Origin of the sequence: Rhizobium sp. CIAT894 (assembly GCF_000172795.2) — a bacterium.
Classification (GTDB): domain Bacteria; phylum Pseudomonadota; class Alphaproteobacteria; order Rhizobiales; family Rhizobiaceae; genus Rhizobium.
In genome coordinates, this window is sequence record NZ_CP020948.1 from 41546 (window position 1) to 57253 (window position 15708).

Annotated in this window: 12 protein-coding genes and 1 pseudogene; 6 read left to right on the top strand and 7 right to left on the bottom strand. The window is 59.8% G+C overall.

The genetic code is table 11. The annotated features are described in order from the left end of the window. Nucleotide 1: 1 nt before the first annotated feature. The 3 genes from RHEC894_RS21865 to RHEC894_RS21875 form a co-directional block, all read right to left on the bottom strand. Entirely contained in the window at nt 2-1021 is a 1020-nt protein-coding gene (locus RHEC894_RS21865; RefSeq protein WP_085739118.1) for an ABC transporter permease, read from the bottom strand. Next, complete coding sequence (locus RHEC894_RS21870) at nt 1011-2561, bottom strand: sugar ABC transporter ATP-binding protein (RefSeq protein ID WP_085739119.1); 1551 nt, start codon at nt 2559-2561, stop codon at nt 1011-1013. Before RHEC894_RS21870 ends, RHEC894_RS21865 begins: the two co-directional genes overlap by 11 nt. Nucleotides 2562-2622: 61 nt before the next feature. Further along, a complete protein-coding gene (locus RHEC894_RS21875; protein WP_085739120.1) occupies nt 2623-3636 on the bottom strand; it encodes a sugar ABC transporter substrate-binding protein in 1014 nt (337 codons plus the stop codon). Nucleotides 3637-3764: 128 nt separating this feature from the next. Here RHEC894_RS21875 and RHEC894_RS33450 point away from each other — a divergent pair. The 4 genes and pseudogenes from RHEC894_RS33450 to RHEC894_RS21895 all read left to right on the top strand — a co-directional run. Beyond that, nucleotides 3765-3955, top strand: a pseudogene (locus RHEC894_RS33450) (RES domain-containing protein); the annotation flags it as partial. Nucleotides 3956-4203: 248 nt separating this feature from the next. Then, the gene (locus RHEC894_RS21885; RefSeq protein ID WP_085739121.1) at nt 4204-5289 is read left to right on the top strand and encodes a polysaccharide pyruvyl transferase family protein; all 1086 of its coding nucleotides are present in this window, start codon (nt 4204-4206) and stop codon (nt 5287-5289) included. A gap of 20 nt (nt 5290-5309) precedes the next feature. After that, nucleotides 5310-6836 carry a lipopolysaccharide biosynthesis protein gene (locus RHEC894_RS21890; RefSeq protein WP_085739122.1) on the top strand — a complete coding sequence of 509 codons (1527 nt, stop codon included), beginning with the start codon at nt 5310-5312 and terminating at the stop codon, nt 6834-6836. A gap of 129 nt (nt 6837-6965) precedes the next feature. Then, a complete protein-coding gene (locus RHEC894_RS21895; protein WP_085739123.1) occupies nt 6966-8057 on the top strand; it encodes an acyltransferase in 1092 nt (363 codons plus the stop codon). Between the two features lie 22 nt (nt 8058-8079). Here RHEC894_RS21895 and pdxA read toward each other — a convergent pair whose 3' ends face one another. From pdxA to RHEC894_RS21915, 4 genes are all read right to left on the bottom strand, one after another. Beyond that, nucleotides 8080-9066, bottom strand: coding sequence for a 4-hydroxythreonine-4-phosphate dehydrogenase PdxA (gene pdxA / locus RHEC894_RS21900; RefSeq protein WP_085739263.1), 987 nt, complete (start codon nt 9064-9066; stop codon nt 8080-8082). Between the two features lie 30 nt (nt 9067-9096). Further along, nucleotides 9097-10230 (bottom strand): iron-containing alcohol dehydrogenase, encoded by a 1134-nt coding sequence (locus RHEC894_RS21905; RefSeq protein WP_010069284.1) that lies wholly within the window; start codon nt 10228-10230, stop codon nt 9097-9099. A 346-nt stretch (nt 10231-10576) separates the two neighbouring features. Beyond that, complete coding sequence (locus tag RHEC894_RS21910; RefSeq protein WP_085739124.1) at nt 10577-11764, bottom strand: exo-alpha-sialidase; 1188 nt, start codon at nt 11762-11764, stop codon at nt 10577-10579. An 11-nt stretch (nt 11765-11775) separates the two neighbouring features. Next, a complete protein-coding gene (locus tag RHEC894_RS21915) occupies nt 11776-12678 on the bottom strand; it encodes a dihydrodipicolinate synthase family protein (RefSeq protein ID WP_085739125.1) in 903 nt (300 codons plus the stop codon). Nucleotides 12679-12983: 305 nt separating this feature from the next. Between RHEC894_RS21915 and RHEC894_RS21920 the strand changes: the two genes are divergently transcribed. Next, entirely contained in the window at nt 12984-14621 is a 1638-nt protein-coding gene (locus RHEC894_RS21920; RefSeq protein WP_085739126.1) for an ABC transporter substrate-binding protein, read from the top strand. Between the two features lie 130 nt (nt 14622-14751). Further along, nucleotides 14752-15708 carry an ABC transporter permease gene (locus RHEC894_RS21925; RefSeq protein ID WP_085739127.1) on the top strand — a complete coding sequence of 319 codons (957 nt, stop codon included), beginning with the start codon at nt 14752-14754 and terminating at the stop codon, nt 15706-15708.

Sequence of the window (15708 nt, forward strand, 5' to 3'; positions counted from 1 at the left end):
ATTAGGCCTCCTGCCGGCGCAGCAGCGTGGTGGCGGAAACGACGATGAGGATGAGCACGCCCTGGACGCCGCTCACCAGCGTACTCGAAATATTCAGCAACTGGAAACCGTTGGTGAGGAAGCCGACCAGCAGAGCTGACAGCAGCGTCCCGGTGACCGTCGGAATCAGCCGGCGCGAAAAGACCGAGCCGAGCAAAGCCGTCACGACGACGGGCAACAGCAGCTCGCCGGAGCCGGTCGTGCTGCCGCTCAGATAGGAAACCGACAAGATGCCGGCGATGCCGCCGGAGACGCCGCTGGCGACGAAGGCGCCGGCGAGCAGGCGGCGGAGCGGCAGGCCGGCGGCGCGCGCCGCATCCGGAAACTCGCCGACGGCGTAGAGCCGCAGGCCGAGCGGGGTATATTGCACGATCGCCGTGGCGATTGCCGTGAAGCCGAGCAGCACGTAGGCAAGAACAGGGATGCCGAAAGCGTCAGAGGCTGAAAGCGCCGACAGGAAAGGCGTCGAAGCCGGCAGGACAGTATTGCCGGTCAGCACCAGTTCCAGGCCGGCGACGACGTTCATCACGGCAAGCGTGGCGAGCAGCGGTACGATGCCGGCATAGACGACGGCGATGGCATTGACCGTGCCGATCAGCGCACCGGTCGAGATCGCTGCCGCAATCGCAGCCGTGTCGCCATAACCGAGTTGCGTCAGGCTCGCATAGATGGCGGCGCTGAGGCCCATATTGGCCGCCAGAGACAGGTCGATGCCGCCGGTGACGACATTGGAACCGCCAGCGATCAGCACGATCGTCAGTCCGATGGCAAGCACGCCTGAGATCGCCGATTGGCCAAGCACATTGCCGATATTGCCGATGCTGAGGAAATAGGGAGCGGTCAGCGAAAAGACGATCAGGATGGCGGCAAATGCGATCAATGATCCGAAGCGCAATACAGCGGCCCCACCGTTGCCGGCCGGTCGGGGAGCGGTTTCCGCTGCGGAAAAACGGGAAGGCGCGAACTCCACTTCAGCCGACATGGCGATGTCCCTCGGATGATCCGGTCGATTGCGCCAGCACGGCATCTGCCGTGGTCTCCGACGAAATGAATTCCCGCACCACGCGGCCGCGGAAGAGCACAAGGATGCGATCGGTGATGCCGACGAGTTCGGGCAGATCGGAAGACAGCACGATGACGCCGGCGCCCCGCGCCGCAAGCTCGCCGATCAGCGTGTAGATCTCGACCTTAGAGCCGATATCGACGCCGACCGTCGGTTCGTCGAGGAGATAGACCTCTGAGTGACGGCTCAGCCATTTGGCGATGGCGATCTTCTGCTGGTTGCCGCCCGAAAGGGTGCGCAGCAAGGCATCGCGTCCATTGGTTTTCACCTGCAGCCGCGTGATCAGAGCATCGACCTCACGCTGTTCGCGTTTGCGATCGAGAAAGCCGAAACGCGTGAAGCGGCCAAGGCTCGACAGGCCGATATTTTCCTTAACACTGAGGTCGAGCGCGACGCCATGGCGGCGCCGATCTTCCGGCACCAGCGCGATTTCGCGGCCGGCCGCCTGCGTCGGATTGGCGAAACGGGCGCTCTTGCCGCTGATCTCGATACGACCGGAAGCCGGGGTCTCGAGCCCGAAGAGGGTGCGCACCAGCTCCTTGGCGCCGGAGCCGAGCAAGCCGGTCAGGCCGAGCACCTCGCCGCGGCGAAGCGTGAAGCTGACGTCGCTATATTTTCCCGGCGCCGATAGTTGCTCGACCTTGAGGATCTCGTTGCCCGGCGTCACCTGAGGCTTCGGAAACATCTCCTTGATGTCGCGCTCGACCATCAGCCGGGCAATCGCCGTGGCCGAAGTCTCGCCGATCGGCACGGAGGCAACGTCCTGTCCGTTGCGCAGCACGGTGACGTGGTCGCAGAGCTCTTCGATTTCATTCAGATAGTGAGAGATATAGATGATTGTAACGCCTTCGTCGCGCAGACGCCGGATCAGCCGGAAGAGGATATCGGCCTCACGGCGCACCAATGCGGCCGTCGGCTCGTCGAAGACGAGCACTTTCGGCTGATTGAGGAGGGCGCGGGTAATTTGCACGATCTGCTTTTCGGCGGTCGACAGCTCGCCAATCAGAGCCGCGTTCGGCAACCGGATGCCGAAATAGTCATTGAGAATATCGGTCGCGCGGCGCTGCATCAGGCGCCGGTCGAGGAAAGGCGTGCCCGCAATGCGCGGTTCCCGGCCGAGAAACAGGGCTTCGCCGACGGTGAAGGTCGGCACCAGCAGCCGATCCTGGTGAATGAAATGGATGCCGAGTTCTTCGGCAAGATGCGGCGTCAGCCTGTCGAATCTCTGCCCCTCGATCTCGATCCGGCCGCCATCCGGCTGGTGAAGACCGGCCAGCAGCTTGATCAGCGTCGACTTGCCGGCGCCGTTCTGGCCGACGAGACCGTGGATGGTGCCGCGCCTGACGAGCAGCGATGCGCCGGCCAGCGCTTGCGCGCCGCCGAAGTGCTTGACGATCCCTTCGAAGCGGATGATGTCGTCGCGCGCCGTCACCGGCTGCTTCAAGGAAATGGCCGTCATGTCGATCTCTCCGGGCAAATTCCGAGCGATCCGGTCACGGCCGGATCGCTCGGGAGCCTTGTCAGCCGATGCCGAGCTTCTTGGTGACATCGCCGACATTGGTCTTGTTGGCGAGCAGTGCCGGAACATAGGTTTCGCGCGGCAGCGTTTGGCCGGCGAGCAGCTTGGCGACGTTACGGATGGCGGTGCGGCCGATTTCCGCCGGCTGCTGCGCGACGTCGGCGCCGGCCGGTGAATTCGGATTGGCAACCAGTTGCAGCACCTCAGGGCTGCCATCGACGCCGTAGGTGCGGATCTCGGTCCGTCCGGCGGCTGCCAGAGCCTGGGTTGCGCCCAGCTGCGGAATATCCCAGGCCGACCAGATTGCCTTGATCGAACCCTTTTCCGGATACTTGTTGAGGATTGCCGTGATCTGCGTGAAGGCGTCCTGCACGGTGTTCGGGATGACGTCGCGCAGCTCCGGCTGGAGGATTTTCACCTTCGGAAAATATTTGACGACATTGACCAGCTGGTCGTAGCGGATCGCGCAGGGCGTGACGCCGTAGAAGCCGTTGAAGACGACGATATTGCCTTCGCCGCCGATATCGGAGACGAGCTGCAGCGCCAGGTCCTTGCCGATGCCCCAGTTGTCCGACGTGGTGTTGTTGATCGAATTGGTCGAACCGACGTCGACGGTCAGGACCGGGATACCGGCGTCACGTGCCTTCTTCAGCCAGGGATCGATAACGCTGAGCGTGCCGAGGATCTGAACGATCGCATCCGGCTTCTGGGCAATCAGCGTCTGCAATTGCGAGACGAGCTTGCCGTCATTGCGTCCGGCATCGACGGCGATCGGCTCGCCGCCGAGGCGCTTCACCTCTTCGATCTGGGCATTATAGGCCTGCAGGTCGAAGAAGTGATCGGTGCCGGTGGCGCTGATGGCGATGCGCTTACCTTTCAGCGACAGTTCTTCGCCGGCCGCAAAAACCGGCTTCTGTCCGACCAGCGAAGCACCGGCGAAGGCGACCCCCGCCGCTGCGGACAGTTTCAACAGGTCTCGTCTTCCAAAGACGCTCCCGGACTTTTCGATGCTCATTGCCATTCTCTCCAATTAATTATGTCTATAGATTAAATGGATTAATGGGGATGGATAGGAAGGAATTTCCAAAAGAACGAACTTCGGGGAAAAGAGTGGAGGGAGCAAAAGCGCATCCATGGCAGCGGATAGCTGTCGTCAGCAAGACCTTCGGCGAACGCTGGTGCCAGGGGAAGCGCTGCGTCATCCTGATGGTCCCAAGTGTCGGCGCCGCGTCGATAACAATATATTGATCATCCCCGCCCATCCGGATTTCGCATCGATCGCGGTCAGTCTTCGCCAACCCGTCTTCTGGGATCGTCGTCTGTTCGGGGTGTGATGGGGGAGAGGCTTTCGCCACCTGCCTCCACTAAATATCCCGGTTATCCTGTCGTCCGCAGATGTTCTTAAGAGGTTGTCCATCGACTTACGGCTGTGCCCGGCGAAGCGGGCAAGGTCTGAACCTCGTCATTTACCTTAAAAAATAACGTCAATTTGGTGCGTAGCTATGACGCACGGTGGTCTAATTGACTCCCCACACTTGGCATGTAATTGCTGAGCCGATTTTAAAAAATTCAAGTAGAATATATGTATCATCTCGGCGAAGTTGTAATACGACGACAGCAAGAAAAGTTGATTAAATCGGTAAGGAAATTTGTTGGTAAAGGGCATCCTTACGTTATAATGGATTTTCCGTCCGCCAAAGATCCCGGTCATTACGCAAGTTGGTTGGGATTGATTAGGGTGTTGCATGAAGTAACAGGTCGGTATCCAGTGCTTTCTGGTGGCTCTGCTGAAAGTATTGACGAGATAAAAAATACTCCCGGCGACGCTCCAATATTCATTTGCGGCTGGTCCGATTTCGGAGGTGGCCAGATCGGCAGGGACGATATTCGCTTTCGTCTGGCCTGCAGATATCCGGATCGAACCATTATTCAGATGCCTCAAACCATCGATTTCGCCAACGAAGCACTTCTGGAATACGCCAAGCGTACGATTGGCAGGCATCGCAAATTTTTCTTTATGACGCGCGACGAGCAGAGTTTCGGGCTGGCAAAAGCGAATTTCGATTGCGATGTCGAGGCTGGCCCGGACACGGCATTCGGTATTGAGCTGCTCAAGCCGTTCGAAGCCGATCCTCTCAGGCTACTATACGTCATGCAGTCTTTTGGAGAAGACGATGTCGATATAGCCGAAGCGCGAGCAATTGCTGACGGCCCCCTTACCAATTGGATCAACGGTCCGGATAGTTTGTCGCGCATGCGCAAGTCGAGTGTCGTCAAGGCGGCGATGCGGCTTGGCTTTAGCCGCTCCCAGATGATGGCCCAGCATCGCGAGGATGTCGCTGCTCGATATGTCGATTATGGCGTGAAGATGCTGTCCGGCGCGCAGCGGATCATCACCAACCGTTTACATGGTCATATTCTCTGTCTTTTGCTCAATAAGCCGCATGTCGCGGTTGCGAGAAACGGAAGTAGGCTGCACGACGCCATCAGTAGCTGGGCTAGCGACAGCCCTCTGGTGGAGAAAGCGACAAATGCCGGTGAGCTTTTAGCGGCGATGTCCCGCCTTCCGTATGAGATGAACGGAACCTGGTACAAGGCAGGCAGACCCATGGATCTAAGCTCCAGCCTTCCTGCCCGAGATCTAGTCCCTCATCCTTCGATCGTTTGATTCCCAGTAGGAGCTCAGTTTTGTCGGTTGTACGAGACGATGATATTCTATTCAGCCATGTCAATAAGAACCGATCCTCGGCGGCCGTAACGGGTGCCTTCTGGTCGGCGATGAGCACGCTCATTCCGACAGTCCTCACCTTCGCAGTTTTCGTGGTGACGTCTCGAGTCCTCCAGCCTCAGGATTTCGGTCTTGTTGCGCTGGCATTCAGCATCGTGTCGTTTGCCGGCAGTTTTGGACCGACCGCATTTGGCGAAGCAATCATACAGCGATCCGAAATAAGGCGAAGCCACCTCGATACGATATTTATGCTTTCGCTTGCCTTTTCATTCTTGGTCTATGGCGTTTTGTGTGTCGCCGCTTCGCCCATCGCGGCCTACGTGGGACATAAAGAAATCACGTCCCTTATCTACATCATGGGACTGAAGGTGTTCTTCGACTTCACGGCCGTCGTTCCGAATGCGATCGTCAACAGGAAGATGTCATTCCACCTCGTCGCCGTCCGGACTGTTATCGCCACAATTACTTCTGGTTGTATTTGCCTTGTGTTGGTTCTCGCGGGTTTCGGCTTGTGGGCGCTTGCGATTGCCCAGATCGCAGCCACAGCGGCATCATGCGGCGCTGCTTTCTGGGGCGCAGGGTGGTCGCCCGGGCTTCACGTGAAGAGAGAAAGTCTGAACGACCTGCTGCATTACGGGTTTTTTGCATCCGGCACTCGGTTCTTGCAAACGATGAGCTTGGACAATTTGATCATCGGCGTGCTCCTGAGCCCGTCAGCGCTCGGTATCTATAATTTCTCGAAGCGTTTGTTCGATATGATCAACAACGTCATCGCCGGGGGCTTAACATCGGTCACCCACGTCTTGCTGTCCTCGTTGCGGACCGATCCGAAGAAAGTTCGAGAAGCATTTTTGATGGCGACGTTTGGCTGCGCCCTGGTTTCCTACCCCGTCTTCATCGGCCTTGCCGCAGTTGCCGGTGATGCGATCACGACAATTTTCGGTGCGCATTGGATCGAGGCCGTTTGGCCGGTTCGGTTCTACTGCGTTATCGGGTTGATGGCTGGGATCGGCTACGTGCAGGCATCCTTGATCAAGAGCCAGGGGGAGATGGATTGGTGGTTCTACTACCAGTTGGCACGAAATCTCCTCACGCTCGTGACGATCGCAGTTCTTTATCCTTTCGGCGTCACAATAGTTGTTTTCGCGATTATGATCGAAGTTCTGTTGTTTTGGCCGATCACCAGCTGGAAGGTTTCGCGCCATATAGAGCTGAGTGTCGGGGCCTATCTGATGCAGTTTCTTCGGCCCAGCATGGCTTGTGCAGGAATGGTCGCTGTGGTTTTGCTCCTGCATGAATCGCTCATTCATTGGTCCCCCTATCCACGTCTGGCCGTGGAAATCGTTGCCGGCGGAATTGCATATTGCTGCCTGATCTTTGTTCTGTGCAGATCTCATCTCAATGTCTTGATCGGCAGCATAAAGCAGGTACGACAGCGCAAAACCAACAGGGACGAGCTTGTCGACCCTGTGGCACATCAATCGTGATATCGGGGCACCTCCGCAGACCAGCCTTGCGGAGGTGCCACTGATGCGCAAAGTGGTCGGCACGGATGTCAGTTTCAATCCACCGCATCTGACCGCCGCTCAGGCACAAGCGAATAGGATATCGATCAGATGACCAGTCTCGACCGCGGTTATTCGCCATCGACGATTGACGCCGCGGAAGTCTGGATTCCCGACCGCAGCCGTTACTATTCCCTGGATGCAATGCGCGGCTTTGCCGCGATCTGTGTCGTCGCCACACATTTCCAGGAACGATATGCCCCGTCGGCCTATCTGGCGGTCGACTTTTTCTTCGTACTCAGCGGGTTTATTATCGCCGAGATTTATGGAAAACGGCTTGCACGTGGCCTGCCGTTCCCGGCGTTCATGGCGGCTCGAATCAAGCGCCTTTATCCGCTTTATTTGATCGGAATTTTGGTCGGTCTCGTACAGATCATATTGTTAACAGGCTGGGGCCTGAGACATCAGAGCGTCATTGACCTGTTGGCGTCGACCGTTGCCAACGGGATTTTTCTGCCCAGCCCGATGTATTTCCTTCAAACCAACCCAATGCAGGGTATGTTTCCAATCAATGGCCCGGCATGGTCGATGTTCTGGGAACTGTTGGTAAACATAGTCTTCGCGCTATGGCTCTTCCGGCTCTCTGTCCGTGCCCTTTGCCTCGTCGCTTTGGTTTCAGCTGCGCTTTTGGCCTTTGCGGGTCTTAAGTACGGTATGTTGAATATCGGCTGGGAATGGCCTTCCGCAATAGGTGGTCTCCCAAGGGTCATGTTTTCATTTACTGCAGGGGTCGTGATCAGCCGTCTATTCGGTGGCATGCCGGCCTGGAGGAAGGGTTGGACGGCGATCCTGCCGTGCCTTCTTCTGATGATTTTCATGGCCGCGCCGGTTCCTTCCCTCCTGCGGCCCTACTACGATCTGATGTTTGCGATGGCCCTGGCGCCGCTCATCGTGATGCTTGGCCTCTTTCTGGAGATGCCTGCAAAAGCCGAGAGGTTGGCGACGTGGGTGGGATATATCTCCTACCCCGTCTACATTCTGCACCGCGGTGTGATCGGTGTTTTCAAGCCAGTCGCCGGGTCGATCGGATTGAGCGGCCCTCTCGCTTTTTTCGTGCTTCTCAGCGCGGTCGTGTGTTTCGCTTACGGAACGGCTCGTCTCGTAGACAAAACAATGACCATGCGGGCTCGGCCAGCTCGATAAGCCGTCAACGGATCTCGTCTGATTATGCGCTCTGCCGCGGCGAGCGGGCCATCAGCCGGGCATAGGCGATGGCCGACAGCATGTTGACGTGGTTGGCTTTGCCGGTGCCGGCAATGTCGAAGGCGGTGCCGTGATCGACCGAGACGCGGTCGATCGGCAGGCCGAGCGAGACGTTGACCGCCGTCTCGAAGGCGACGAGCTTGATCGGGATGTGGCCCTGATCGTGATACTGAGCGATGACGAGATCGAAGGCGCCGTTATAGGCGCGGGCGAAGACCGTATCGGCCGAAATCGGTCCGACGACGTCGATGCCGCTGGCCTGCGCCTGTTCGACGGCGGGTGCCAGGAATTCCATGTCCTCGGTGCCGAACAGGCCGTTTTCGCCGCAATGCGGATTGAGGCCGGCAACGGCGATGCGCGCCTTCTTGCCGAGCCGCAGGAAGTGCCGGTGGCCGGCCTCGATGGTGGCGAGAACCCGCTCCGTCCTCGCGCGCTCGATCGCCCCCTTCAGCGAGATATGGGTGGAAACATGGATGGTGTTCAGCCGCTCGGAGGCAAGCAGCATGAAGGAACTCTTCGAGCCGGTGAGATGGGCGAGAAGCCCGGTATGGCCGTCATGGTGATGGCCGGCAAGGTTCATCGCTTCCTTGTTGATCGGCGCAGTGACGATGACATCGGCTTGCCCTGACATGGCGAGGTCGACGGCGCGGGTGATATAGCGCACCGAGGCATCGCCGGCGACCGGGCTGACCTTGCCGATTTCGGGCAGGGCCGCACTGAGTGCGACTTCATCTACGGCGATCCTGTCATCGCCGGCGGCATCGGCAGGCCCGAATTTCAGCCCGGCGCCGGTGGCGCGCTCGGCGCGCTCCAGCGCTTCGACATTGCCGACGATGACGAAGTCGCGGCGCTCTTCGCTCGGAAGAGCCGCCAGGGCCTTGACGATTACCTCGGGGCCGACGCCGGCGGGATCACCGAGCGTGACGGCGACTTTCGCATTCCTGTCCATCATCAAAGTCCCTTCTGAAAACTATGCCGCCTAGAAGGCGGCTGCGTAAATCGAGCGAATGTCGGCGCGTGTGAGGTCGCGCGGATTGTTGTCGAGCAGGCGGCGGATGGCAAAAGCATCGTCGGCCATGGCGTCGAGATCGCTTTCCGGCACGCCGAGCCCTGACAGTTTCATCTCGATGCCGAGTTCGGCGCAGAAAGCATAGGCCGCATCGAAGACGGAGGCCGTGTCTTCCGAGGTTCGACGCCCAAGCGCTTCCATCACCGCTTTCGTCTTCTCAGGCGCAGACGGGGTGTTGAAGGCGAGAACATGCGGGAAGATCAGCGCATTCGCAGCGCCATGCGCCACATGCCAGCGCGTGCCGAGCGGATAGGCGAGCGCATGGCCGCCGGCAGTGTTGACCGGACCGAGGCAGAAGCCGCCGTAGAGCGAGGCGAGCGACAGGCCGGCGCGCGCTTCGGCATCGTTGCCATCCTTGACGGCGCGGGCGAGATATTTGCCGACCAGCCGCGTTCCCTCGATCGCGTAGATATCGACCATCGGATGGGCCTTGCGGTTGGTGAAGGCCTCGACGCAATGGGCCATCGCGTCGACGCCGGTGGCGGCGGTGGTGCGTGCCGGCACGGTGAAGGTCAGGGCCGGATCGATGACGGCGATGTCGGCCAGCATGTGCAGGCTTTCGACCGCGAGCTTGGCCATCGTCCTGGGATCGGTGACGAGGGCGCGGATGCCGGCTTCGCTGCCGGTGCCCGATGTCGTCGGCACCTGGGCGAGTGCTGCCTTGCGCGGCCCATGCACCTTGTTCGGGCCGACGACGTCTTGCAGCGTCTGCGCGGAGCCGGCAAGAACGGCGGCGAGCTTTGCCAGGTCCATAGCGCTGCCGCCGCCGAAGCCGACGATCAGCTCGGCGTCGGCGCCGTTGGCCGCCGAGAGCACCTTTTCGAGGTTTGCCGTATCCGGCTCCGGCGTCACTTCGGCAAAGACCGTCACCTCGCCCCTCAATTCCAACGTGTCGACGCGCGAGGCGTTGAAAGCATCGGAGATGACAAGCGTGCGCCTATAGCCCTTTTCGGCAGCCCATTTGCCGAGCTTTGCCGCCGTGCCGATGCCGAATTCGATCAGATGCGGCCGAACGATCGTGATTGGCGAATCCAAGCTGGCCATGAACCAGTCCTCCTGCAAGATCTTGCGGCGATAGTGTCACTCCATTTATTGTAAAGTTGTAAGATCAATGTCAAGCTGACAATCCAGGTCGGCGGGAATTTTATCGCCGAGCATGCCGCAGAACAGGCCTCAGGCGCTTGCTGTGTACCAATATATTATTTAAAATCAAGTGCTTATAATATGTATGGATGAAGCGGTCAGTTAAAAGGTCAGCCGCCATCATGTCGGCGGCGGGGAGGCCAAACCTGTTGTCAAATCCTCGGCGTGACCGGCCGATCTGCCTGTGTCCCGCATCGTCTCATGCGGGATCGGAAAGCAGATTTACAATTCCAGGCCGGCATCTTGCTTACGGCAGCGCTTGCGGGGCGAGTCGCACATATTTGATGGCGCGCCGGTAATAGGTGTAGGCGACATGGAGCGTGCCGTCGCTGCCCTGGATGACCGAGGGATAGGAGAATTCACGGTTCAGCGAATCCTTGGAATTGTTGCTGAGACAGAAGCCGTCGCCTGTATCGAGATCCATGCGATGCGGAAAGGTCCTGCCGCCATCCCTCGAAATCGCCAGGCTGAGCGGCGCACGCGGCACACCCCAGACCGCCTTGCGGCCGGTATCGGCAACAACAACAGTGGACTCTCCAGCCTCGTCACCCTCGATTTCGTCGTAGAGAGACTGACGCCGCGCATCCGACATATCAGCATTCGAATGGTTGTAAACCATTGCGATTGCTGCATCATTTAACATGGTGGCCTGGATCGAGGAATTGTTGTTCGGCAGTTCGGTCGGCTTGGGCGGGCTCCACGTCTCGCCGCCGTCGGACGATCGGCTGAAAAGAATGTTTTCGGCGAAGCGGTTGCGGTAGAAGGCGATCATCTCGCCGCCGCCGAGCGGCAGGATATTCATGTGGACGGCGCCGATGCTGTCGGGAATATCGTGCATCTGCCAGCTCGCGCCGCGATCGCGCGAGATCAGCACCGCTGCCGTATCGGCATTACCGCTCCAGCGCTGACCGTCGAGGCCGACGCAACGGAAGATCGGAAGCAGCCAGTCGCCCCTGCCGTTGACGACGATCTGCTGACGAACGAAAGTGCCGGGGCTGTCGCAGAGGACCCGGACCGGGCCGAATGTCTTGCCGCCGTCATCCGATATCCGGCATTTGACAATCGAGCCATCCTGGTTGCCTGAGGTCTGCGATGTGTAGAGCAGCCATGTCTTTCTGTCCGGGGCGTTGAATATCAACGGGTTCTGCTCGGATTTCTTCGGATCGTCGCTCATCTTTTCCGGTTCCGACCAGCGCTCGGCGCCCGGCGCCAGCCGCGACATGTAAATCGAAATGTCGCCCATGCCCTCCATCGTGCCGCCGAACCAGACGCAGCTCAGCGTGCCGTCGGGCAGAAAGGCGAGATTGGCTGCATGGTTCTGGATGCAGGGTGAGGGCAGGTAGGCATCGGCGCGGCCTGCGACAGAGGGGTGAGGGGTGACGCTCCCGGTCATCAAAGCGGAGACGGCTTCGGGAGCCAGGCCGGTAAATGTCATGGCGGATCTCCTCAAGGCAGTTTGGCGTAGCTATCGGCGAGCGCGGCAGAGTCGACCTCGCTCAGCGGCATCAGCGGCGCGCGGGTGCGCTTCCAGGCGGGATTGCCTGTCTTCAGCCCGATCATTGCCTTGATGGTCGGGATCTGGACGTAGGAATTGGAAAGAGTGCGATAGGCATTGATGCGTGCCTGCGCCGTCTCGACATCGGCGCTGCGCGCCTCGTCATGAACATGGTCGTAAATGGTCCGCAGCGAATCCGCCACGAGATTGGAAGTGGCCGTGATGCAGCCGGCGCCGCCGGCCTTCATGAGCGGCAGCAGCAGCGGATCGGCGCCCGCCAGCACCGAAAAGCCGGGATGGGCGGCGATGATGGCCTGCATGTTATTGAAATCGCCGGCAGATTCCTTGATTCCAACGACGGTTTCCGGGAAGGCCGCAATCAGCCGGCCGATCAGCGGAATGGAGAGCGGCACGCCCGAGACCTGCGGAATGTGATAGAGGATGACCTGCAGGCGGGTGTCGGCGACCTTTTCCAGAACCTGCGAATAGGCGGCAAACAGGCCGTCGTCGGAGACGCCCTTGTAATAGAAAGGCGGCAGCATCACCACCTTGGTGACGCCGAGCGATAGGGCGTGCCGCGTCAGTTCCACGGTCTCCGGAATGGCGACGACGCCAGTGCCCGGCAAAAGCTTGTCGGCCGGAATGCCGGCCTTCACCGCCGCCTCCAATATGGCGCGGCGCTCGGCTCCGGAGAAGGAATTGGCTTCTCCGGTCGTGCCGAGCAGGGCCACGCCATGACAGCCCTCGGCCAGCAGTCGCCGGCAGTGGTCGGTGAAAAGGGTGAGGTCGGGCGTATTGTCTGCCGTCAGCGGCGTTGCGGCCGCGCTGAAAACGCCTGTAATCCTGTGGCTCATTCCGCCCTCCTCGGTGCGTCCCGTCTTTTCCGGCTGCACGGGCAATTGTCATTCGTCTGTCGCGATGGATTGCGAAAAACTTTTCCATTGCAGTTCTTTTGTCAAGAAGACAAAATGCGTTCATTCCTGATGGAAAAATTATCTAATTGTTATTGCTGTGATATTTTTCGTTATAAATTTTGTTGCGACAAAAATTGCGATTTTTTGTTGACATATTTACAATAACGAGAGAACGATAGGCGACGGATTGTGCTGCGCCTGGCAGTGCAGGGAGAGCGCTGCCGATTTCACCTGGGAGGAATGCCATGTCTCTTGATCAATCTGACAAAACCAATTTATCGCGTCGCAATGCATTGAAGCTCGGCCTCGCCGCCGGTGTCGGCCTTACCGTGTTCGGGATGAATGCCCGCATCGTGATGGCCGATGACGGCCAGGTCCTGAAGGTCGCCCATCCGGCCTTCGACCAGGACTGGTCGCCGCTGCGCGGCGGCGGCAGAACGTTCCGCTGGAATTCGATCTGGTGGGCGTCGCCGATGTATTTCGACAGCCAGGGCAATATCAAGCCCTACGTCTTCGCAAGCTGGGAATCGGCCGACAACACGGTGTGGACTTTCAAGATCGATCCCAAGGCCGTCTTCTCGGACGGCAGCAAGATCACCTCGGCCGATGTCAAGGGATCGTGGGAAGTTGCCTCGATGCCGAACACCAAGAGCCAGCGCGCCGACCAGGTGCTGAGCAAGGTCAAGGGCTATGCCGAAATCGCCGCCGGCTCCGGCAACGAGCTGACGGGTGTGGCGACTCCTGATGAGGGGACAGTCGTGGTGACGCTCGCCGCTGCCGATCCGATCTTCTTCATGCGCCTGGCAAACCACATCGCGCCGATCACCAAAGCGTCGCAATCGCGCGGCAGCGACGGCGAGGAAATCATCGACTGGTATAAGCCCGAAAACAAGCCGGTCTTCTCCGGCCCCTTCAAGCTGACGAGCATCGATATCGATGCCGGCAAGATCACCTTCGAGCCGAATGAAAACTTCTTTGGGCAGAAGCCGAAGCTTGCCCGCATCGACATCACCTCGATCGAGGACAATGTCACCGCGACGTCGCTGATCAAATCCGGCGAGTTCAACGCCCATACCGAGCTCGTCACCTCGACGATCATCCAGGATCTCGGCCCGGAATTCTCGGCCGGCCCGCTGATCCCGACCAGCCAGCACTTCTGGTTCAACATCTCCCGTGCGCCGATGGACGATCCGAAGGTCCGCCAGGCGCTGATCATGGCGGTCGATCGCGACGGCCTGTTCAAGGCCTCCTATCCCGATGGGCCGCACAAGAAGGCCGATCAGATCCTCAATTCGGTTCCCGGCGCCGACAATTCCGGCTTCGAGCCCTTTCCCTATGATCCGGCAGCCGCCAAGAAGCTGCTTGCCGAATCGAGCTATGGCGGGCCCGAGCGCCTGCCGAAAATCCTGTTCGTCGGCATTTCGGCGCCGGCCATCCAGGCCGCCGCCCAGTTCATCGCCGAGCAGTGGCGCCAGAATCTCGGCATCACGGCCGTCGACATGAAACCGCAGCAGGACGCCTATGCCGGTCCGGATCAGAACTCGGTCCAGATCTTCCGCGACGACGTCGGCACCCGTGTTCCCGACGCCGTTTCCTATCTGGCGGGCAGCATCGCCTCGACCTCGTCGAACGCGCAGAACAAGCTCGGCGGATACAAGAACGACAAGGTCGACAGCGCCCTTGCCGAAGCGGCGACCAAGGCTGCGGACGATCCGCAGCGCATCTCCCTCGCCCAGGCAGCCCAGAAGGCGTTCCGCGAGGATTGGGCCTTCATCCCATGGTATTCTCAGGCGATGTCGCGCTGGGCCACCAAGGAGGTCAAGGGCATGGAGAAGAACCTCGACTGGCAGATCGCCGAACCCTGGAACATTTCCATCGGCTGATTGGGCCTATCGTTTCTGGCAATGAGCGCGCGAGGGCCGCAAGGCCTTCGCGCAAGTTTCAAGAAGAGATGCGATCCGCCGGGCTTCTGCAAAGGGCGGGAACGCATCGAACAACAGGTGGGAGGTGGCCTTGCTGCGCTACGTGCTAACCCGGTTCGCCATCTGGATTCCATCCGTTCTGGTGGTGATGCTGGCGGTCTACGCGCTGGCCTTTTATGGCGCCGGCGATCCGATCAAGCTGATCTTCCTGCGCGCGCCAGGCGATGTCGCCTATAATCCGCAGCGCATCGAAGCCATCCGCGAAAGCGCCGGCCTCAACAGGCCCTTCATCGAGCAGTTCGGCCTTTACATCTGGAACCTGCTGCACGGCCAGTTCGGCAATTCGTTGACCTCCGGCCGCGCCGTCTGGGCGATGGTCTCGGCTGCCGCCCCGGTCTCCTTCCAGCTTGCCCTCTGTGCCATCATCCTGACGGCCCTCGTCGCAATCCCCCTCGGCATGATCGCTGCGCTGAACCAGAATTCGCGCCTCGACTACGCCATTCTGGGCTCGGCGCTTTTCCTCTGGGCGATCCCGGCCTATGTCGCAGGTCCCTTGCTGATGGTCGGCCTGATCGTGCTCTTGCCGGGCGCAAGCGTGCCCTATGGCTGGGGCGGTGTCTTCGATGTCCGCATCCTGCTGCCGCTGCTCGTGCTTTCCTTCCAGCCGATCGCGCTGATCGTGCGCCAGACCCGCGCCGCCGTCATCGAGGTGCTGTCGGAGGATTTCGTCCGCACCGCCCGCGCCAAGGGCGTGCCCGAGATTATCGTGGCGCTGCGCCATATCCTGCGGCCGGTGCTGACGCCTGTGGTGACCCAGCTCGGCCTGATCATGATCACCATCGTCAACGGCGCGATCTTCGTCGAGCTCGTCTTCGGCCTGCCGGGTCTCGGCCGGCTGACGGTGCAGGCGCTGATCAATTCCGATTATCCCGTCATCCTGGCAATCACGCTGATCGGATCGTTCCTGGTGATGGTGTCGAACCTCCTGGTGGACGTGCTCTATCCGCTGCTCGATCCGCGCGCCAACGATTCAAGAAGGAGCCGCTGA